Raw genomic sequence first — 19,705 nt, 5'->3', positions numbered from 1 at the left:
TACAGGTTTACATATAGAATTTCGTTTAGCCCCCAAATTGGTAGGTGACCGTAAGCCTAACCACACTAAGTCTACTGGTCAGTCCGTTAGTCTGATCATTCGATAGGTTGGCGATTCCTATCCCCCCAGAAATATCGACGTTCAGCGCATCGAATAGCTGCGCGCCGACCCCTACATTAACGCCGCCGTCCATAGCTTTAAAATCATCGGTACTTTTACTGCCAATATCGATTTTCTCCCCATTCAATTTTCCAGAAACCATATAGGCCACATAGCCTCCACCGAGTGCATATAATCTTGCGGAATTACCAAGGCTCACTACATAAACTTTAACGTTCACCGGCATTTCGACAAATAACGTTTTGACTTTGGTGAAATCGAAAGCATCGGTACTTTCAATGCTAAAACTTTTTTGCGAGAAGAGCAAAGCCGGTTCCAAAGAGACCATATCACCAAAATCTATTTCGAAACCAAAACCTGTTTGAAATGCGAAACCGGCATTGACCAACTCTTGAGATGCATTCACATCTCGATCTTTTAGTGTCCAGTTTGAAACTCCTAATCCGGCTTTTACCCCAAACTGGGCGAATGAATTAAAGCTTAAAAGACCAAAGACGATTGTTATGATTACAATTTTTATTTTTTTCATAATTCAAAATTTATTGTTTCAAAATTTGATGTTGTTTGATGATAGCAAGTTATCCGAAACCTTTAGTTTATGAAATACCTTGAACGTTGTATTTTTTTCTACTGGTTTTCCAGTATATTGATTGTAAGGTATTTATAGTGCCATATAGTTATAGTATATTGGCTCTTAAGAAATCATAAACCTATTGTTGACAGTGCGCTCGCTATTATTCTTTTTTTTAGTTTTCACAGCAGTATGCTGTCATGCCCAAACGGGTAGTGAAGCGCGCGTCGATAGTTTGGAAAGTATTCTGAATAAGATTCAAAATCTAGAAAAAGAACAACGAAATACTGAAACCGAAATCCAAAAAGTCGACATACTCTGTTTATTGTCTAGGGAATATGACGGTATTGATTCGACCAAAACCTTTTCCCTTGTGCAAGAGGCGTTGGAAACAAGTGAGCGCACAGGATATGCCAAAGGATTCGCCGATGCCAATTTTACCCTTGGCAGGGCATTGATGTATATTGACCCAGTAAAAGCACTTGTCTATCTTGAAAAAGGGAACGAACAGTTCGAAAACCTTATCGAAGGTGATTCTAGTGAGACTCTCATGGGTCTTTGGGCCATTTGCACTTATAATCTTGGACTTACCTATGGCTATCTTGGGAAAAATGAAAAAGAACTTGAATTTACCGAGAAGGTAATACCTGTGGTCGAAAAGTTGGGAGATAGCCTATTTTTGGCCAACATTTACACAAACCTCGGTGTCAAGCATCTCAACCTTTCAAGTTTTAAAGATGCCTATCAAAGTTTGCTCAAAGGTCGAACCATTTATCGATTACTCAAAGACCCTAAAGAAACCACCTTCAACCTGACCCAATTGGCCATGGCTTGTGAGAGCCTTGATTCATTGGGTCAAATGAAAGTTTATTTGGAAGAATCAAGAAAGATGCTAAAAAAACATCCTAACGACTTCGACCTTTTTAATTATGTTATACAAAATAGCCAATACTTTCTTCGCAGCAAACAGCCAAGAGCGGCTCTGAAAGCACTTGACAGTATAATTGGCATGGTGGAGAATGACAAAAGTTCCGTGCAGTATGGTATGGTAGTGCAACGGTATGCCCGAGCTTATGAAGCTCTTAAAGATTTTGAGAATGCCATCAATTATACGACAGAATATATTACCAATTCAAAAAAAATAGATAAAGGTATAAGCTGGTTTCAAGGACTATACAAACGATCCCAATATCATGCATCGGCAGGAAATTATAAAAATGGCTACGAAGACCTTTTGAAGGCCGTTGACATTTATGACAGCCTTGAAACTATAAACACGTTGGCAAAACTTGAAGAATTGAATCTGAAATATGAGACTGCCGAGAAGGAAAAAGAAATTTTGGCATTAGAAGTTAACAACGAAGAGAAAAAATCTCAAGCTTATCTTTTGGGTGCGATAGCGAGCATTTTAGCTCTCTTACTTTTTGGAGGGTACTACGGATACAATCAAAAATTGAGAAAGGCCAGAAAAAAGGAACGTATGCAAGAAGCCGAAGTACAACTGTTGAAACAAGAACAACAGAACAAGATATACTCCGCCATGATCGAAGGGCAGGAAAAAGAACGCAAGCGCTTGGCCATTGATTTGCATGACGGTTTGGGTGGCAGACTTTCCGGCATCAGCTTAAACCTCTCGAAATTGGATAAGGATGAACCCAAGGAGTATCCCAAAAAACAATTGCAAAAGGTAATGAAAGACCTCGATGATTCGTTAACCGAACTACGAACCATCGCCCGTAATATGATGCCTGAAACCTTGGTCAAGTTCGGACTTCAAGCGGCACTAAAAGATTATTGCAGCAGTATGACCGGTAAAGACACCAAAGTTACGCTACAGTTTTACGGAACGGACAAGGGCATCGACCTAAACCAACAAGTCACCATGTACCGTGTTATTCAAGAACTCATCAACAACGCTATAAAACATGCGGAGGCCACAGAAGTATTGGTACAATATATGCGAGAAGGAAATAACGTGGACATCACTGTTGAAGACAATGGAGTCGGATTTTCAAAAGACGCAACCACCGATGAAAACAGAGGCATGGGTCTTTCGAACCTGCGCACGCGAGTAGCGTACTTAAAAGGAAATCTAGATTTCCAGTCTGAAGAAAATGAAGGAACTACAGTCAATGTACATATCACCATAGATTCAGATGCAGCATAAACCGATAAGTATATTGATCGTTGACGACCACCCGATGGTCATCGAAGGCCTAAAAACCCTTTTGAGCGATGACGAACGGGTTGAAGTAAAAACCTTTTTTACCAATGGGAAAGACACGCTCGAATATCTAGAAAAGGAAATCGTTGATGTTATTCTTTTAGATGTCAATCTGCCGGACATCAACGGGGTCGAAATGGTAAAATTGATTTTAGACAAACGTGCCACAATCAGTATTCTTGGCCTGAGCACATACAGTGAACCAAGCATCATCAATCAAATGATCAAAAACGGAGTTAACGGTTATCTGCTCAAAAATGCAACTGCAGACGAACTGGTCAGTGCCATTTCACAAGTGCACCAAGGTAATTTTTACTTCGGGAGCGAGGTGCAGAAAATACTGGCCGATTCCGTATCACAGGAGAGCAAGGATCTACCAAAACTCACCCGTAGGGAAACCCATATTCTGCGATTGATCGCTGAAGGGAAGACCACGAATACCATCGCCGAAGAACTTTTTATAAGTCCGCTTACCGTAGAGACCCATAGACGTAATCTCATGCAAAAAATGGAAGTATCGAATGCCGCCTCGTTAATCAAGATTGCGGTGGAGTATAAATTGATCTGACAATTTCTATATAACAAGTTTCTATTTACCTTCCTGAATTTTTATCTCTTTATTGGGAACATACCAAACATCTTCCTCCAAATCAACACCTCCACCCATTTGTTCTTGCACTGCCCTATCGATGACATAGACACCTTGCTTGGCCATATTTTCAAAAGTGTCGATTCCCTCGTTCGGAAAACCGATTCGTGTTCTATGGATGTTGAACTTTTCCGCAAATCTTCGATCAAACGCTTTTTCAACACCTTCCTTGCCGAGCATAAAGCCTAAAAGTCCGCCCCAAGTGGCCGTGGGGTTGTCGGAATCCCATCCGCATAGTGCACCGATTTTTATGGTTTCTTTTAGATCGCCTTCACCATACATCAGACTTACGATACTTGCCCCAAAATTGATTCCGGCGGCGAAACAGCCATTACAGACTTTATCTTTTGTTGCCCATTCGTAACCATCTTCTTGTCGTATCTGATATTTTTCATGAAGGGCATCACGGGCTTCTTCCCAAGTAGCACCCGATTCATATTTAACTTTTACAAAATCATACATTTTTGCGGAATAGGAATCATCCGGAAGTCTTTTTCGAGCCTCGGAAGCCATCCAATCTAAATTTTCATTCATTGATTTGTTTTCATCCGCCAAAGGGGCCAAAGCGTACATGATTACATTGAATTCTGAAATCCATTCCGCATTTTCACGTGCTACGGTTTGAATCGGCAAATGGGCCATTTTCAAAGCTACGCCGGGTCTACCGGGAGCGAAGAATCCAAAAATCTCGGTGGTCAATTGTGCGTCGATCATTTCATAATCGGCATTATTTTCGGGAGCACTTGTCGCTGGTGGAATCATTCCTTCTTGCATTAAGTCCAGAGCTGTCTGGTTCGATACCCAAAGAAAGTTCTCTTCCTCTGTTTTGATGTGTTTTAGCCAACCTTTCCGAATTTGTTCCCCGGTCAAAACACTGGTTTTATTATTGTACAACAGATTTTGGTAGATATACTCAATATCGGTGTCGTCATCGGCGCCCCAGATACTATCCTCGGCGGCGAAAAGAAAATCTATGGTCTCTGAATAATTGTTCGACCCCCACAGATTGGGTTGGTCAGGCTTGCCCCAATCTTCACGGGTGTAAAAACCTGCTCCTTTTCCATCTTTGGTCGGGATTCCTATTTTATCCATTTCAGTGACCAAGCCCGTCCAATTGGCGATACATTGGGCAAGCCAAAATCCGTATAGTCTATCGGCGTATTCGGAACGTGAAATCACCATGTCGGTTTCCTTCGGAATATAGTCCTCATATACCAAAAGCGAATCGGTCAAGGGATTGTCAATTTTTTGGGTTTGGGCCGACGAAGTTTCTTTGCACGATATTGAAATTAATCCTATAAGGAGTACCCCAATGTTGATTTTCAAGAAGGAAATTTTAAGCATAATTGAGAATATTTTAAAAAGGAAGATTCTTTAAATCTACATTACCTCCGGAAATTATAATTCCGGTTTTTTTGCCTTGAAAATGTTCTTTGTTGGCGAATACTGCCGCCAAGGCCACCGCACTTGAAGGTTCTATAATGATTTTCATACGCTCCCACACCAGGCGCATGGCATCGATAATTTCCTGCTCTTCCACTCGGATAATACCCTCAATATACTTTTGAATAATCGGAAAATTTTTGTCTCCCAATTGTGTCCTAAGCCCATCGGCAATCGTATTCGTAGTTGTATTCGATTCTATTTTTCCGCTTTTTAACGAACGGTATGCATCATCTGCTTTATAGGGTTCTCCTCCAAAAACCTTGCAATCATTGCCAAAGTAATATGCCGCTAAGGCCGATCCGGCAATGAGCCCCCCACCTCCAATTGGGGCGACCACAAAATCAAGATCCGAATATTCTTGTAAAAGTTCTAGGCAAGCCGTGCCCTGTCCGATGATTACATCTTCATCGTTCGAAGGATGAATAAAAGTGGCAGATGTCTCGTTTTGGATTTTTTGAGCCGCTGTATTTCTAGCCTCCAAAGTAGGTTCACATTCTATAATTTGACCTCCATACCCAGCTACGGCATCTTTTTTGACCTGCGGTGCAGAACTGGGCATTACAATGTAGGCTTTGACACCAAGTCGTTTAGCGGCTAGGGATAAGGCTTGGGCGAAATTTCCTGAGGAATGGGTGACCACTCCATTATTCTTTTGTTCTTCGGTCAGTTGCAAAATGGCATTGGTAGCTCCCCGCATTTTATAGGCACCCATTCGCTGAAAATTCTCGCATTTGAAAAATAGGGAGCAACCTGCTTTTTCGTCAATCAAATGGGAGGTCAGCACAGGAGTATTATGAATGTACGGTTTTATTCGCTGATGGCACTTGATCAATGACTCTTTCGCGTTCTGCATCACTGCCATTTCATTTTGATTATGCTAATGTTACCTTACCATCTGTTTTTACCGCCTTGAAAATGGCATCAATGATTTTCATGTCCTTGACACCTTCTTCACCGTTTACAGGAACTATAGGTTGTTTTCCTTCAAAAATTAGCTCGGCCATGCCATCCATTTGCAGGGTCTGGTGTGTTATGTGTGGTTGATTTAATTCTCCTTTATGTGTGCGGCCCTTGATCGGGCCATAGCCCGTAGACGGTCGCATTTCAACATAGCCATCGCTGCCGGTCATATAAAATCGATCTAAATTGTTCATGGCATAGGTCGACAGACAATTGGCCACCGCCCCGCTTGGGAAACCCATTTGAAACTGTATGGTTTCATCGACCCCCTCCTTAAACTTTACAGGGTCGGTTTTCGTCTCCTGTGCCGTTACCCAAATCGGTTCTTCGCCGAGCATGTATCTAGCACCGTTGATAGAATAAATGCCTATATCCATCATAGCACCACCTCCGGCCAGTTCTTTGTTCAATCGCCATTGGGTGGGATCGCCGATGACGAAACCAGATTGGCCTTGAAAAAATTTAGGTTGACCGAACTCGCCTTCTTGACGCATTCGAATTACCTCGACCGTCTTCGGCTCATAATGCATACGATAACCGATCAACAATTTTACATTGGCCGTCTTACAGGCATCGACCATTTCTTGCCCTTCTTTGGCATTGATGCCCATCGGCTTTTCGCAAATAACATGTTTGCCAGCCTTAGCGACCCTTTTGGTCTGCTCGCAATGCAATCCGTTTGGGGTGATAACATAAACCGCATCGATATCTGGATTATCCTTTATCGCATCAAAATCTTCATAATTGTAGCAGTTCTTTTCTGGGATACCGTATTTCGCCTGCCAATCAACTATTTTAGAAGGTGTACCACTAATGACCCCAACCAATTTGGCTTTTTTACAATCTTTCATGGCTTCCGCTACCCGCGTGCCATAACTGCCCAGCCCCATAATGGCTACTTTAAGAATGCGACCTTGATAGGGCTCTTCTGAAGCCGCGAACAGGTTTGACGGATTAGTTATTAAAGGCAGTCCGATTGCCGAAACGGTAAGCTTTTCTATAAAATTTCTTCGTGTACCCATTGTTGCAGTTTTGATGGATACTAAAAATACAGTTTATTAAAGATTTGGGCAATATTCTGGTGACGAAAACAAAAAACCTTCCCAAAAAAGGAAGGTTTGATTAAGTACTCGAGGTGGGAATCGAACCCACACTCCAAAGGAACTGGATTTTGAATCCAGCGCGTCTACCAGTTCCGCCACTCGAGCAAACTAAAACGGGACTGCAAAACTAAAAAATATTTTCAATTGATGAACTAAAATATCCACATTATTCCTTCAGCAACACAAATAAATTTCTAAATTTGCACCTCCTTTAGAAAAAAGGGACAAGAAACTAAAGTACAATACGTTAACCATGTCTTACACTGTACCAGAGCCCAAGATTTTTGCCTGTACCCAAAGTATGGTTTTGGCCGAGAATATTGCCAAAGCTTATGGCACCGAATTGGGTAAAGTTATCTTCTCTAGATATAGCGATGGTGAATTTCAACCTTCTTTCGAAGAGTCTGTACGTGGCGCAAGGGTTTTCATAATCGGATCGACTAATCCGAGTTCCGAAAATCTTATGGAAATGCTATTGATGCTAGATGCCGCCAAACGGGCATCGGCTCGACATATTACGGCTGTTATGCCTTATTTCGGATGGGCCAGGCAAGATAGAAAAGATAAGCCAAGAGTGCCGATTGCGGCCAAATTGGTAGCAAAGATGTTAGAGGCTGCCGGTGCGACAAGAATCATAACCATGGATTTGCACGCGGATCAGATTCAAGGCTTTTTTGAAAGGCCCGTAGACCACCTTTTCGCATCGACCCTGTTTTTGCCCTACTTGAAAAAATTAAATTTGGACAACCTGACTATCGCATCACCCGATATGGGCGGTTCAAAAAGGGCATACGCTTATTCAAAGGCGCTGGAATGTGACGTGGTCATCTGTTACAAACAACGGGCAAAGGCCAATGTGATTTCCCACATGGAACTCATAGGTGATGTGAATGGAAAGAATGTGGTTTTGGTCGATGATATGGTAGACACCGCCGGAACCCTCACCAAGGCTGCCGACTTGATGATGGAAAGAGGAGCACTAAGTGTAAGAGCCATCACCACGCACGGACTTTTATCGGGCAAGGCCTATGAAAAAATACAAAAATCTAAATTGTTGGAACTGATCATCACCGATTCTATTCCCTCAAAAAAAGATAGTGATAAAGTAAAGGTATTGACTTGTGCTCCCTTGTTTGCAGACGTTATGCATCGGGTACATCACAATACTTCGATTGCATCCAAATTTTTGATGTAACGATCATCTGTGTCTTCGGTCATGCTCAGACACCACAAACAAATGAATAATTAATAATGAGTAATATATAACAAACACAATGAAATCAATTACAATTAAAGGATCAGAAAGAGAAAGCGTGGGCAAGAAGGCAACGAAAGCCCTACGTAATGCTGGAAAGGTTCCTTGCGTGGTATACGGAGGGGAAAACCATTACACTTTTTCGGCAGATGAACTAGCGTTCAGAGATTTAGTGTACACTGGAGCAGCGCATACTGTAAAGGTTGATTTAGGTGAAGGGAAAGTTAAGGCAATCATGCAAGACATTCAGTTTCATCCGGTAACGGATAAAATTTTGCATATTGATTTTTATCAGCTTTTTGATGACAAAGAAGTTACCATGAACATTCCTGTTCAACTAATAGGAAATTCTCCTGGGGTTCGAAACGGTGGTCGTTTGTTATTTAGAAAAAGAAAATTGGCCATCAAGGCTTTACCGGATAATTTGCCGGATTTCTTTGATATCGATATTTCAAAATTGAAAATCGGTGATAATATTCTCGTTGAATCATTATTAAACGATGATTTTGCTATTCTACACCCCGAAAGTACGGTGGTAGTACAAGTCAAGACGCAACGTGCCGCAATAGTTGAATTGACAGATGAGGAAGAACTAGAAGGAGTTGAAGGAGAAGAAGGAGCAACTGCTGAAGGAACCGAGGGTGCTTCTGAAGGTGGCGATGCGCTGTCTGAAGGATCTTCTGAGGGAGAAAGTAAGGAATAATTTCCTTCGATTTATAAAAAAAAGCATCCCGCAATTGCGGGATGCTTTTGTATTTTTATACAAATGGATATACAATCATGTTCGAATTTCTTAAATCTCTTTTCAACGGTTCTAAATCCATTGCCGAAGAATCTGATCCCATGAAGAAATTTTTAATCATAGGCTTGGGCAATATCGGTTCGGAATATTCCGAAACGAGACATAATGTAGGATTCAAAATATTGGATGCCTTGGCAGCCCACGAAAATTTCATATTTGAAACATCACGTCTCGGTGATATCGGAAGTTTCAAGATCAAGGGAAGAACCATTCTATGTCTAAAGCCATCCACTTTCATGAACCTTAGCGGCAAGGCATTGAAATATTGGCTTGAAAAAGAAAAAATTCCAATGGAAAACCTATTGGTCATTACCGATGATATCAATTTACCCTTTGGAACATTGCGCTTGAAAATCAAGGGAAGTGACGGAGGGCACAACGGCCTCAAAGATATTCAGCAAACACTACAAACCACTACGTACAATAGGTTACGTTTCGGAGTGGGCTCGGATTTTGGGAAAGGAAGACAGGTCGATTATGTTTTAGGCGAATGGAACGAAGAAGAAAAATCGGCACTTAAAGAGCGATTTGAAAGATCTTCAAAATTAATTAAGACATTCGTTCTATCGGGAGTAAAAAATACGATGAATGAATTCAATAACACCTAAGTTCAAAGTACCTTAAAGCTGAATATGCCAGAATCGGCGGTATTGTCTTCGCCATCTTTGGCAATAACTCTCCAGTAATATACCGTTCCAGAAACTACACTGACCTTGTGTACGGTATCACCGGCCGACGGAGAGGCAATTAATGTAGAAGGTGGGGTCTCGGTCGAAAAATACACCTCATATCCCACAATGTCATTATCTATATCAGACCCTTTCCAATCGAGGACCACTTCATTGTTAACATCCTTGAATACGGACTCTGACGATTTAGGAGCCAGTATTTCTGGTGGAAAAGGCGGGTAGGTAGTTTCGGAACCTGCATTGTAGAACCTCCATGTCTCACTTGCCGTTATTTGGGCCGCCTGTGAATTTTTCGTATTGACGAACCAAGAGAATGGGGCCCCTTTTTCCAAGGGCAATTTGGCGGAAAGTCCTAGTGTGCTTATCGTTTGGGTAACATTCGTATTTAGATTGGTTACCCTCAGTTCATAGGTTTCTACAAAGTCAGCGGCCATCCATTGAAATTCCACTCGACTGGTCGTCTCGTTCAAGCTTTCACCTGTAGTACATTCAGAATTTGTCTGTGGGGCGACCAATTGAGCAATTTGTGGCAGTTTCGGAGGGTCCTTTTTTTTGCATCCCACCAAAAGAACACCTATCAATATGAACGATATAATTCTCATTTCTTAATCACTTTTAGCGCGGCTTTTATGCGGGGTCCTTCAAACTTTACATAATACATTCCCGAAGGCAGACCTAAGAAATCCAATTCCAATTCGGTATCCTCAGTGACATAGGTTCTACTCTTGATGAACTGGCCGTTAGCCGAAAAAATGCCGACGGTAATATCTTTTAAGCCCGTAGGCAAAAATGCCCTGGTAACATCAACAAAGGGATTAGGATATATCAAAGGTGTATCCGAAACGAACAGTTCTTCCTCGTAGGTTCCTTGACAGGGCAATCCAGTAGAAACTTTCAGGCTGTTTCCACCATTTTTTAGATTAAGGGTAATTTCATTCGCTCCCGTCTGTATAATCTCACCGTTCAATTCAATGAAATAATTTGCGGCTCCTTCCAAATTCAACGTAATCAGCCTTCCATCCAAATCGGCTTTCGAACTCACCGAGAGTACATCAGGTTCGGTTACGACCACAGTAAAACAGTTGGGTTCATATTCAATTTCACCTTCCATGGCCGTAACACATATTTCATATGAACCTGCAGCCAAATTAGATAGTCCAAAAGAGTCCGTAAAGCTCTGTGATACATCGGTAGCATTGCCCGTAACGGTAATTTCATAGTTCAGGGGCAACGTAGCTGTTATATCAATGGTTCCGTCATTGCCATTACGACACGATTCACTCTGAATCTCAATGGCAAAATTATCGGCCGGAAATCGGAATATCTGACAACCTGTTGAATCAACTTCGGCTCCTTCGGGAGTACCAAGACATAGGTCATCTCCATCATCAAAAACGCCGTCGTTGTCTTCATCAGGCCTGAACTCACCTTCGATACATACCTCTAGGGAAAAATTATTGACCGAGCCACCATCGGAGGGTGCGTTATCGGAAACCTCTAAGATCCATTCTCCTAATATAGATTCTCCTTCAAAAGCCCTTAGAGAACCCAAGGGTTTTACAGTACCAGTAATCGCCGGATTTCCGGAGCATGCGAACGGATCTCCATCATCATCAAAAGTAGCGTTGATATCTTTCAAATCTCCACAAGAACTCGAGACCAATGCCACGGTAGTACCCGATGGTGAAGTTAACGTTATTGATAAATCGGACACATACGAATGTTCTATATCGAGATTGACATTAATATCCGACAATATAAGGTCTTCACGAAAGGTAACCTTTGAAATACCTTTAGGCGTACCAGTTGAAGATATGCTCAACGGCAGATTATCCCCCAACTTTGTTTCACAACTGAACGCAATGGTCGTAAAGCTAAAAGGAGTGCCAAAAGCACCTTCGCCACATGTATTTTTCGGTTTTACTCTCCAATAATAAGAAGTTTCGTGATCTAATCCACTAGGTCCGTAGGTATTCGCGATTAAATTAGTCGAATCAACTATATTGGTAAAAGCCAAGTCTGTGGCCACTTCAACATCGTAAGAAATTGCGGAAGCTACTTCTTGCCATTCCAGCATTACTTTAAGGGATGAATCTACCAAACCGTCGACAGGAGATACCAATACAACATCTTCGAAATCAGTATCAAATATGCTCAGATTCAATTCTACCTCACGCGATTTAGTGGTGCCGGTCGCCAAGATTCTAACGGTATAATCGCCTTCCGTCAAATTCTCGGTGCCCGAGAATGTAATGTTGACAAGGGTATCATTCGTCACCGTAGTCGGTGAAAAAGCAATATCCAAACCGGGTGGTGGAAAAATTGCGCTTAACGCAACTTCCTCGTTAAAGCCGAGAAACGTTTCATAGGAAAAAGGAACCACAAGACTATCTGGTTGACATATGCCATATTCGAGTTCTGAAAAGTTCAATACGATTTCGGATGCCACTATTGTAAAATCCGATGTATTGACAGCATAAAAAATATTATTGCTTGCCTTTACCATGATTCGTGCATTAGTGGTAGGCTTACCAGGAAGAACCACTTTGTGGCTTCCATCATTGAGTGTATTCAGCGCCAAAGTATCAACAAAGGTCAAACCTCCGTTTATGGAAAGAAATATATCAACATTGGCTGCATTCACCGGAGCCTTTTCCGTATTTGCTACATCCCAAACGATTTCTTGTACCGACCCCGCCGCAAACGACCCGTTATCAGCCTGTGAAGTCACTTTAAAAGGGCCTGCACTATTGACCACGGATACTTTCACCTCATCGGAGGCTACCTGCCCGCCACCTTCGGCATTGTCCCTGACCGTAAAAGCAAAGTTCAAATCACGTTCTATATCAGAGACTGTCTCCCATGCAGAATTTATAGGTGGATTCACCTGTGTCAAATTCCCTTGAACTACGCTCGCCAATTTCGGAAAATAGCGAATCGGCGACAACGAAGGTTTTAACGATCTAAAATTGGCTCCCGCCGAATTGGTAGGCCCAAAAGTCTCACGGGTTACTATGCCATTGTCGATTTGCTCCCAAGTATAGGTCAGCACATCGTCGATATCGGCATCGGTGGCCGATCCCTCAAGGACAAAGGCCGTAGATTTTGGGATAACAAAATCACCGACGTCGACCACTTCAGGGCCGGTATTCGATAAATTTTCGACTATTGCACCACAACTGACGGTAGCCAGATACTCGGAGACTTGTTCGATGGTCAGATAATGGAAATAATCATCGCCATTGGGTGCTACGTTATTGTTACCGGTTATTCCGGCATATCCCATAATTGTCGTGCCACTGGCCGGTTCGACTTGCACCTCTGTGCCTTCAGGTTCAAAAGACCATGTGTGATTGGCACCAAATTGATGCCCCATCTCGTGTGAAACAAAATCAATATCGAATAGATCTCCTTCGGGATTCTCGCCAGAAGAATATGCGCTCCCTTTTCTGTTATCTCGACAGACCGAGCCGATAAACCCTGCATTACCCCCATTTTGATCTTTGTGAAACAAATGACCGATATCATAATTTTCAGGCCCAATAGTGGTGTTCAAAGCGTTTTGAACCTGCGAATTCAAGTTTCCAGTATAGGGATCATTCGCCGCGTTGGTAAAGACGACATCTTCGTTGTTGGCAATGAGTTCAAGCGAAACCCCGAAATCGGTTTCATAAACTTCGTTAACACGGGTCACCGTAGCATTGATGGCCGCCATGGCATCCGCAACATTCGGACTACCCGGTAAACTATGATAAGCCGTATATTCCCCAGAAGCAGAAACAGCCAACCGAAACTTTCGAAGAACCCTATTTTCAGGCAATTTTTGGGTACTTACACCCATATTTTTTTCCAGAAACGATTTTGTTTCACAAATGAAATCGGTATTTGAGGTTAGACCATCTCGATTATAGACAACGTACTTCCCATTCCCATCTTTTTGCATAAATATCGTGCCCTTGGACCGTGAATCGATTATCATACTCTGTACGCCTTTAGGGGATACACTAAATCGAATTTTCAACCCCTTATCGTTAAGTCCGTAACCCATGAAAGATTTTATTTCCGGGAATTTTGCAGCTAGTTCAGGGGACATAACGGGAGATTCCGAAACCGAAAAGGGAATAAGTTGGCCCTCAACATTTGGAAAATACAGAACCTTGGAATTCTTACGAGCTTTAGCAACAGTGGTAAGTTCCTTTTTAAAATTGGCCTCGTCAAACGTGAAAACCGTTCCTTTTTGAATGTCAAAACGCTCGGCAAACCCTTTTTGAACTTTATTTTGCGAAGACTCCTGCTTCCAATACCTATTTTGTGCGTGACCGTAAAAGGATAGAAATGCTATGGTAATTGAAAAAACAAGACGTAATTTAGTAGCCATCAAGGGGTTTTTAGCCAAAATCAAATATAACTCTTTTTTATTTTCCTACTTAAGTGCTAACAGTTCAAAGTATATCTAAATTCGATGAAGAACACCCTACGGTCCTTACCATTGGAACCTTTGATGGAGTTCATGTGGGCCACCGTAAAATTTTGCAACGTGTAATTCGGTCAGCTCAAGAACTCAATTTGAAATCGACCGTACTCACGTTCTTTCCACATCCAAGAATGGTGCTGCAAAAAGATGCAGAAATCAAATTGTTAAATACCATTGATGAAAAATCACAGATTCTGAAGCACCTGGGACTGGAATATCTTATCATCCACCCTTTTACCAAAGACTTCTCGCGGTTGACAGCTACGGAATTTGTACGCGATAATTTGGTCAATACCTTGAAAATGAAGAAGATAATCATTGGTTACGACCATCGATTTGGGCGGAATAGAAATGCCAATATTGCCGATTTAAGAGCTTTTGGAAGCACTTTTGATTTTGAGGTCGAAGAGATAACGGCACAGGAGGTGGATGATGTCTCGGTAAGTTCCACCAAAATAAGGAAGGCCTTGGGCGAGGGGGCTATAGAAATTGCCAACAAATATTTAGGCTACGACTATATGCTGACCGGAAAGGTCATAAAAGGCAAAGGACTCGGAAAACAACTAGGCTTCCCCACAGCGAATATCCACATTAAAGAGCGTTATAAACTTATTCCTAAAAATGGTGTTTACGTGGTAAGAAGTAAAATTGGGTCATCGACCGTTCATGGCATGATGAATATCGGGTTCAATCCCACCGTTGAAGGTACCGAGCAAAGTATAGAGGTCCATTTTTTCGATTTTGACCAAGATCTTTACGAAAAGGAAATCCAGATAAATATCATGCATAGACTTCGTGACGAGGTCAAATTCGATTCGATCGACGCACTAAAGAATCAATTACTGAACGATAAGAAAACCTCGTTCGACTTAATTTTGAGGTGATGCTGAATCGTTTTCTTTTTACAAAAATCAATAACTCACCCTTACTGATTTTCAGGATTTTCTTCGGAATTTTGGTAGCCCTAGAATGTTACGGCGCCATAGTCACGGGTTGGATCAGAAGAACCTTGGTAGAACCCCAGTTCACCTTCTCATTTATCGGTTTTGAATGGTTACAGCCCCTACCCGGAAACGGCATGTATTTCTATTTTTTTATTATGGGGACCTTAGGGGTATGCATTGCCCTGGGATACAAATATCGGTTCAGTATCATCTCGTTCACGATATTATGGACCGCCGTTTACCTGATGCAGAAATCATCGTACAACAATCATTATTATCTGTTGATTTTGATTTCGTTGTTCATGTGCTTTTTTCCGGCGCACCGAGGCTACGCTGTGGATTCAAGACAAAACCCTTTGCTGAAATGCGATTATATGTATAGTTATGTAAAATGGGCTATTGTGTTACAACTTTTTATCGTTTATACTTATGCCTCAATAGCCAAATTGTACGGAGATTGGCTCGATTTCGGAATTGTTAGAATATTAATGCTCGACAAGGCCGATTACCCAGTTATCGGTGCTTTGTTACAAGAGGCATGGGTTCATAAAGTCGTTGGTGTTTTCGGGATTTTGTTCGATTTTCTAATTATTCCGGCATTATTATGGAAACCGACCCGCAAGGTCGCTTTTATCATTTCCATTTTCTTTCACCTTTTCAATTCGATAGTTTTTCAAATCGGAATATTCCCCTATTTGTCATTGGCCTTCACCGTGTTCTTTTTCGAGCCTGAAGTTATCAGGAAGATATTCTTCAAGAAAAAAGAACCCTACGCGGGTGGTGAAATTCAAACCCCATCCTATAAAAATGTCATACTAGGGTTAGGTGGAGTTTATTTTCTGATTCAATTCGCCTTGCCGCTTCGCCACCATTTTATTAAAGATAATGTATTATGGACGGAAGAGGGCCATCGCCTCAGTTGGCGTATGATGCTGCGAAGCCGGGCCGGGAACATTGAGTTTACAGTTTTGGATATAAAGACAGGAGTTTCAAAAATTATAGACCTTGATGAATATCTCACCAAAAAACAAAAAAGAAGAATTGCGGCCTACCCAGACTTTATTTGGCAATTCGCACAACGTTTAAAAAAGGAATATGCGAAAAAAGGGCAGGAAGTTTCCATATTTGTGAACTCGAAAATAAGCGTGAACGGGAGGCCATTACACACGTTCATCGATTCTAAAGTTGATTTGGCCAATACCCCATGGCAGTATTTTACCCACCACGAATGGATTTTGCCCTCAAGACTTGAGGATAAAAACAGACTCTAGGTTTTTGCCTATTATTTTGGGTCCGAAATCATCGGATTACCTTAAATTTGTTCCATAAAACAATAGAAGAATGTTGCAATTACAGGCAATTCGAGATACGAAGAATGAAATCATAACCGCACTCAAAAAACGGAACATCGATGCCGCTCCCTTGATCGAAGGTGTTATCGAGTTGGATGAAAAACGTCGTGCTACCCAGACACAACTTGACAACGTACTTGCCGAAAGCAACAAACTCTCCAAAGAGATTGGTGAACTTTTCAAAAGCGGAAAAGCTCAAGAAGCCAATACCCTTAAAGAAAAGACCGGAGCCTTGAAGGAGGAATCGAAACAGTTGGGCGAGGTTCTGAACAGTACGGCCGAAGAACTTCAAAATGTCCTGTATCAAATTCCGAATGTGCCGAACGACTTGGTACCTGCCGGAAGTTCAGAAGAAGATAACATAGAAGTCTTTAAAGAAGGAGAAATTCCCGTTTTGAATACCGATGCCCTTCCCCATTGGGAACTGGCAAAAAAATACGATATCATCGATTTTGAATTGGGCGTAAAAATAACCGGTGCGGGATTTCCTGTGTATAAAGGAAAAGGCGCACGCCTGCAGCGAGCCTTAATTTCTTATTTTCTTGACAAGAACACCGTAGCGGGCTATACCGAAATTCAGGTACCACATTTGGTCAATGAGGCCTCTGGTTTTGGCACGGGCCAATTGCCCGATAAGGAAGGCCAAATGTATCATGTGGGAGAAGATAACCTGTATTTGATTCCTACCGCAGAAGTGCCCGTTACCAATATTTTTAGGGATGTTATCTTAAACGAAAGCGATTTCCCGATTTGTTATACGGGGCACACCCCTTGCTTTCGAAGGGAAGCAGGAAGTTATGGTGCTCACGTACGCGGACTCAATCGTCTTCATCAATTCGACAAGGTTGAAATTGTACGGGTAGAACATCCCGACAATTCATATAAAGCCTTGGATGGCATGGTGGAACATGTAAAAAACATTCTTCGTGAACTAAAATTACCCTATCGCATACTAAGGCTCTGCGGCGGCGATCTCGGATTTACATCTGCCCTGACCTATGATTTCGAAGTCTTCAGCACGGCACAGGACCGTTGGCTAGAAATCAGTTCGGTCTCCAATTTTGAGACCTATCAGGCGAATCGCTTAAGATTGCGTTATAAAGACGAAAACGGGAAAAATCAATTGGCACATACCCTCAATGGAAGTTCTTTGGCACTGCCCAGGGTTTTGGCAGGAATTTTAGAAAATTATCAGACCGCTGATGGAATTCAGATTCCAGAAGCACTGGTTCCATACTGTGGATTTGAGATGATTGATTAAGACGCTCTTAACACCATCTTTCCGCAATCTGCGTATCTTTGATATATGCGAAAACTAATACTTTTAATTGCGTACCTCGTACTTCTAACCTCCACTTTTGCTCAAGACGATTTCTTAGCAAAACAATATTTTGCCGACGGCGATTTCGAAAAAGCGGTCGTCTTTTATGAAAAACTGGTCGATAGAGACCCCCGTAGAACCGATTATGCCGAAGGGCTGGTCGCTTGTTACCAACAATTGGAACGTTATACTGACGCTGAGGATTTCCTGCTAAAAAAAATAGATGAGGGCAATCCCTACCCTACCCTTTTTGTAGAACTGGGCTACAATTATACGCTTCAAGACGAACCTGTAAAGGCCACCACGTATTACGATAGGGCCATTTTGAAAATCAACGAAAATCCTAATTTCGGTTACGGCCTCGGATTCAAATTCCAACAATATGCCTTGCTCGATTATGCGTTGAAAGCGTACTCAAAGGCCATGGAACTCAATCCGCAACTCGATTATAATTACCAAAAGGCCCGCATCTATGGGGAACAAGGCGATATTGAAAAAATGTACGAGGCATACCTAACCTTGATTGGTGAAGGGAAGGCATCAAAATCAAATATTCTGAGGGGAATCGACGATTTCATTTCAAGTGATCCGGAAAATGAAAACAACATCAAACTAAAACGCATACTGCTTCAGAATGCCCAAAAGAACCCAAAAATCTTATGGAACGAACTTTTGAGCTGGCTCTTTGTTCAACAACGGCAGTACGATAGTGCATTCCGACAAGAAAAGGCCATCTATAAACGAACCGATGGAAGTTCTGTACAGCGTCTTGAAGGGTTAGCCGATATGGCTTTTGAAAATGATGCCATACCGACGGCAACTGAAATCTATGAGTACATCATTGCCAATACGAACAACGAAGTGACCCAACTTGATGCCGAACTGAACCTTATCGATATTCAACTGCTCAATGCCGATAACAAAAAGTTGGACGTCATTCAAAAACGATACGAAGAACTCATGAACATTCATGGCTACAAAAGTCAAACTTTACAGCTTCAAGTGGCCTATGCGAACTTTTTGACCTTTAGAAAAAGATACGCCAGAACCGGCAATCGATATGCTCAAAAAAAGTTTGGAACTTCCCCTGAACGAACGGGGCCTTGCCTATATCAAATTGGCCTTGGGCGATATCTTGGTATTCGACAAAAAATTTAATGAGGCCCTGATTTATTTTTCCCAAATCCAAAAAAACTCAAAAATGACGTCATGGGCCAAAACGCCCGATACAAAGTGGCACAGACAAGTTTCTACAAAGGAGATTTCGATTGGGCCTTGACGCAGCTCAAAGTGCTTCGGGGATCAACTTCCCAATTGATTGCGAACGATGCTATGCAGTTAAGTCTTTTGATATCGGATAATTCTCTTGAAGATTCTACGCAGACCGCATTAAAAAAATACGCACGTGCCGATCTGTTGGCCTATCAAAACAAGACGAAAGACGCCATAGCCGAGTTGGAAACCATTCTTCAAGAACACAAAGGCGAAAAAATAGAGGATGAAGCACTCTTAAAGCAGGGCGAACTGCTGGAAACCATAAAAGATTACGACGCGGCCAAGTTCAATTATCAAAAAATAACCGAATTCTACGGAAACGGCATCTTGGCCGACGATGCCCATTTTGCCCTCGCCGAACTTTATCGAAAGGTGCTCAACGAACCTGAAAAAGCAAAGGAACACTACGAAAAGATTATCTATAATTATCAGGATAGCTATTATTTTCCACAGGCTCGGAAAACTTTTAGAATGTTGAGAGGAGATTCGATAAACTAGATAATTATTTACCTGTCAGGTC

14 protein-coding genes, 1 tRNA gene and 1 pseudogene are annotated in these 19,705 nt (G+C 41.9%); 9 read left to right on the top strand and 7 right to left on the bottom strand.

Annotated features, from left to right (window positions below):
• Positions 1-25: 25 nt before the first annotated feature.
• Positions 26-649 carry a porin family protein gene (locus N8A86_RS11000; protein WP_273565426.1) on the bottom strand — a complete coding sequence of 208 codons (624 nt, stop codon included), beginning with the start codon at positions 647-649 and terminating at the stop codon, positions 26-28.
• Positions 650-842: 193 nt separating this feature from the next.
• On the opposite strand from N8A86_RS11000, the gene N8A86_RS10995 reads away from it, so the two are divergent.
• Both N8A86_RS10995 and N8A86_RS10990 read left to right on the top strand, forming a co-directional pair.
• Complete coding sequence (locus N8A86_RS10995; protein ID WP_273565425.1) at positions 843-2,858, top strand: tetratricopeptide repeat-containing sensor histidine kinase; 2,016 nt, start codon at positions 843-845, stop codon at positions 2,856-2,858.
• Positions 2,848-3,483 (top strand): response regulator, encoded by a 636-nt coding sequence (locus N8A86_RS10990; RefSeq protein ID WP_273565424.1) that lies wholly within the window; start codon positions 2,848-2,850, stop codon positions 3,481-3,483. The genes N8A86_RS10995 and N8A86_RS10990 overlap by 11 nt, the downstream gene beginning before the upstream one ends.
• 21 nt (positions 3,484-3,504) lie before the next feature.
• On the opposite strand, the gene N8A86_RS10985 is transcribed toward N8A86_RS10990, so the two are convergent.
• The 4 genes from N8A86_RS10985 to N8A86_RS10970 all read right to left on the bottom strand — a co-directional run bounded on the left by N8A86_RS10985 (position 3,505) and on the right by N8A86_RS10970 (position 7,178).
• Complete coding sequence (locus tag N8A86_RS10985) at positions 3,505-4,908, bottom strand: ADP-ribosylglycohydrolase family protein (protein WP_273565423.1); 1,404 nt, start codon at positions 4,906-4,908, stop codon at positions 3,505-3,507.
• Positions 4,909-4,921: 13 nt separating this feature from the next.
• On the bottom strand, positions 4,922-5,863 hold the full coding sequence (locus N8A86_RS10980) for a pyridoxal-phosphate dependent enzyme (protein WP_273565422.1): 942 nt from the start codon (positions 5,861-5,863) through the stop codon (positions 4,922-4,924).
• A 19-nt stretch (positions 5,864-5,882) separates the two neighbouring features.
• On the bottom strand, positions 5,883-6,992 hold the full coding sequence (locus tag N8A86_RS10975; protein WP_273565421.1) for a Gfo/Idh/MocA family protein: 1,110 nt from the start codon (positions 6,990-6,992) through the stop codon (positions 5,883-5,885).
• A gap of 105 nt (positions 6,993-7,097) precedes the next feature.
• Positions 7,098-7,178, bottom strand: a tRNA-Leu gene (locus tag N8A86_RS10970).
• A gap of 148 nt (positions 7,179-7,326) precedes the next feature.
• Between N8A86_RS10970 and N8A86_RS10965 the strand changes: the two genes are divergently transcribed.
• The 3 genes from N8A86_RS10965 (at position 7,327) to pth (ending at position 9,738) form a co-directional block, all read left to right on the top strand.
• Positions 7,327-8,268 carry a ribose-phosphate pyrophosphokinase gene (locus N8A86_RS10965; RefSeq protein ID WP_273565420.1) on the top strand — a complete coding sequence of 314 codons (942 nt, stop codon included), beginning with the start codon at positions 7,327-7,329 and terminating at the stop codon, positions 8,266-8,268.
• A 79-nt stretch (positions 8,269-8,347) separates the two neighbouring features.
• Positions 8,348-9,031 (top strand): 50S ribosomal protein L25/general stress protein Ctc, encoded by a 684-nt coding sequence (locus N8A86_RS10960; protein ID WP_273565419.1) that lies wholly within the window; start codon positions 8,348-8,350, stop codon positions 9,029-9,031.
• Between the two features lie 77 nt (positions 9,032-9,108).
• Entirely contained in the window at positions 9,109-9,738 is a 630-nt protein-coding gene (gene pth / locus N8A86_RS10955; RefSeq protein WP_273565418.1) for an aminoacyl-tRNA hydrolase, read from the top strand.
• Between the two features lie 2 nt (positions 9,739-9,740).
• On the opposite strand, the gene N8A86_RS10950 is transcribed toward pth, so the two are convergent.
• Positions 9,741-10,421 carry a hypothetical protein gene (locus tag N8A86_RS10950; RefSeq protein WP_273565417.1) on the bottom strand — a complete coding sequence of 227 codons (681 nt, stop codon included), beginning with the start codon at positions 10,419-10,421 and terminating at the stop codon, positions 9,741-9,743.
• Positions 10,418-14,197, bottom strand: a complete 3,780-nt coding sequence (locus tag N8A86_RS10945; RefSeq protein WP_273565416.1) for a reprolysin-like metallopeptidase — start codon at positions 14,195-14,197, stop codon at positions 10,418-10,420. The genes N8A86_RS10950 and N8A86_RS10945 overlap by 4 nt, the downstream gene beginning before the upstream one ends.
• A 53-nt stretch (positions 14,198-14,250) precedes the next feature.
• Here N8A86_RS10945 and N8A86_RS10940 point away from each other — a divergent pair, with 53 nt between their 5' ends.
• The 4 genes and pseudogenes from N8A86_RS10940 (at position 14,251) to N8A86_RS10925 (ending at position 19,683) form a co-directional block, all read left to right on the top strand.
• Positions 14,251-15,177, top strand: coding sequence for a bifunctional riboflavin kinase/FAD synthetase (locus tag N8A86_RS10940; protein ID WP_273565415.1), 927 nt, complete (start codon positions 14,251-14,253; stop codon positions 15,175-15,177).
• Positions 15,177-16,508, top strand: coding sequence for an HTTM domain-containing protein (locus tag N8A86_RS10935; RefSeq protein ID WP_273565414.1), 1,332 nt, complete (start codon positions 15,177-15,179; stop codon positions 16,506-16,508). Before N8A86_RS10940 ends, N8A86_RS10935 begins: the two co-directional genes overlap by 1 nt.
• A gap of 70 nt (positions 16,509-16,578) precedes the next feature.
• Positions 16,579-17,850 carry a serine--tRNA ligase gene (gene serS / locus N8A86_RS10930; protein WP_273565413.1) on the top strand — a complete coding sequence of 424 codons (1,272 nt, stop codon included), beginning with the start codon at positions 16,579-16,581 and terminating at the stop codon, positions 17,848-17,850.
• Between the two features lie 45 nt (positions 17,851-17,895).
• Positions 17,896-19,683, top strand: a pseudogene (locus tag N8A86_RS10925) (tetratricopeptide repeat protein).
• Positions 19,684-19,705: the final 22 nt, after the last annotated feature.

The organism is Maribacter halichondriae, from assembly GCF_027474825.1.
GTDB classification, from domain to species: Bacteria; Bacteroidota; Bacteroidia; order Flavobacteriales; family Flavobacteriaceae; genus Meishania; species Meishania halichondriae.
Note: the sequence above shows the minus strand (reverse complement) of the source record. Positions and strands in the feature narration are given on the sequence as shown.

Coding starts and splice junctions, on each gene's coding strand:
- N8A86_RS10990 (WP_273565424.1), top strand. CDS start 2,848: ATGCAGCATAAACCGATAAGTATATTGATCGTTGACGACCACCCGATG.
- N8A86_RS10975 (WP_273565421.1), bottom strand. CDS start 6,992: ATGGGTACACGAAGAAATTTTATAGAAAAGCTTACCGTTTCGGCAATC.
- N8A86_RS10965 (WP_273565420.1), top strand. CDS start 7,327: ATGTCTTACACTGTACCAGAGCCCAAGATTTTTGCCTGTACCCAAAGT.
- N8A86_RS11000 (WP_273565426.1), bottom strand. CDS start 649: ATGAAAAAAATAAAAATTGTAATCATAACAATCGTCTTTGGTCTTTTA.
- N8A86_RS10960 (WP_273565419.1), top strand. CDS start 8,348: ATGAAATCAATTACAATTAAAGGATCAGAAAGAGAAAGCGTGGGCAAG.
- N8A86_RS10950 (WP_273565417.1), bottom strand. CDS start 10,421: ATGAGAATTATATCGTTCATATTGATAGGTGTTCTTTTGGTGGGATGC.
- N8A86_RS10985 (WP_273565423.1), bottom strand. CDS start 4,908: ATGCTTAAAATTTCCTTCTTGAAAATCAACATTGGGGTACTCCTTATA.
- N8A86_RS10945 (WP_273565416.1), bottom strand. CDS start 14,197: ATGGCTACTAAATTACGTCTTGTTTTTTCAATTACCATAGCATTTCTA.
- serS (WP_273565413.1), top strand. CDS start 16,579: ATGTTGCAATTACAGGCAATTCGAGATACGAAGAATGAAATCATAACC.
- N8A86_RS10935 (WP_273565414.1), top strand. CDS start 15,177: ATGCTGAATCGTTTTCTTTTTACAAAAATCAATAACTCACCCTTACTG.
- N8A86_RS10980 (WP_273565422.1), bottom strand. CDS start 5,863: ATGCAGAACGCGAAAGAGTCATTGATCAAGTGCCATCAGCGAATAAAA.
- pth (WP_273565418.1), top strand. CDS start 9,109: ATGTTCGAATTTCTTAAATCTCTTTTCAACGGTTCTAAATCCATTGCC.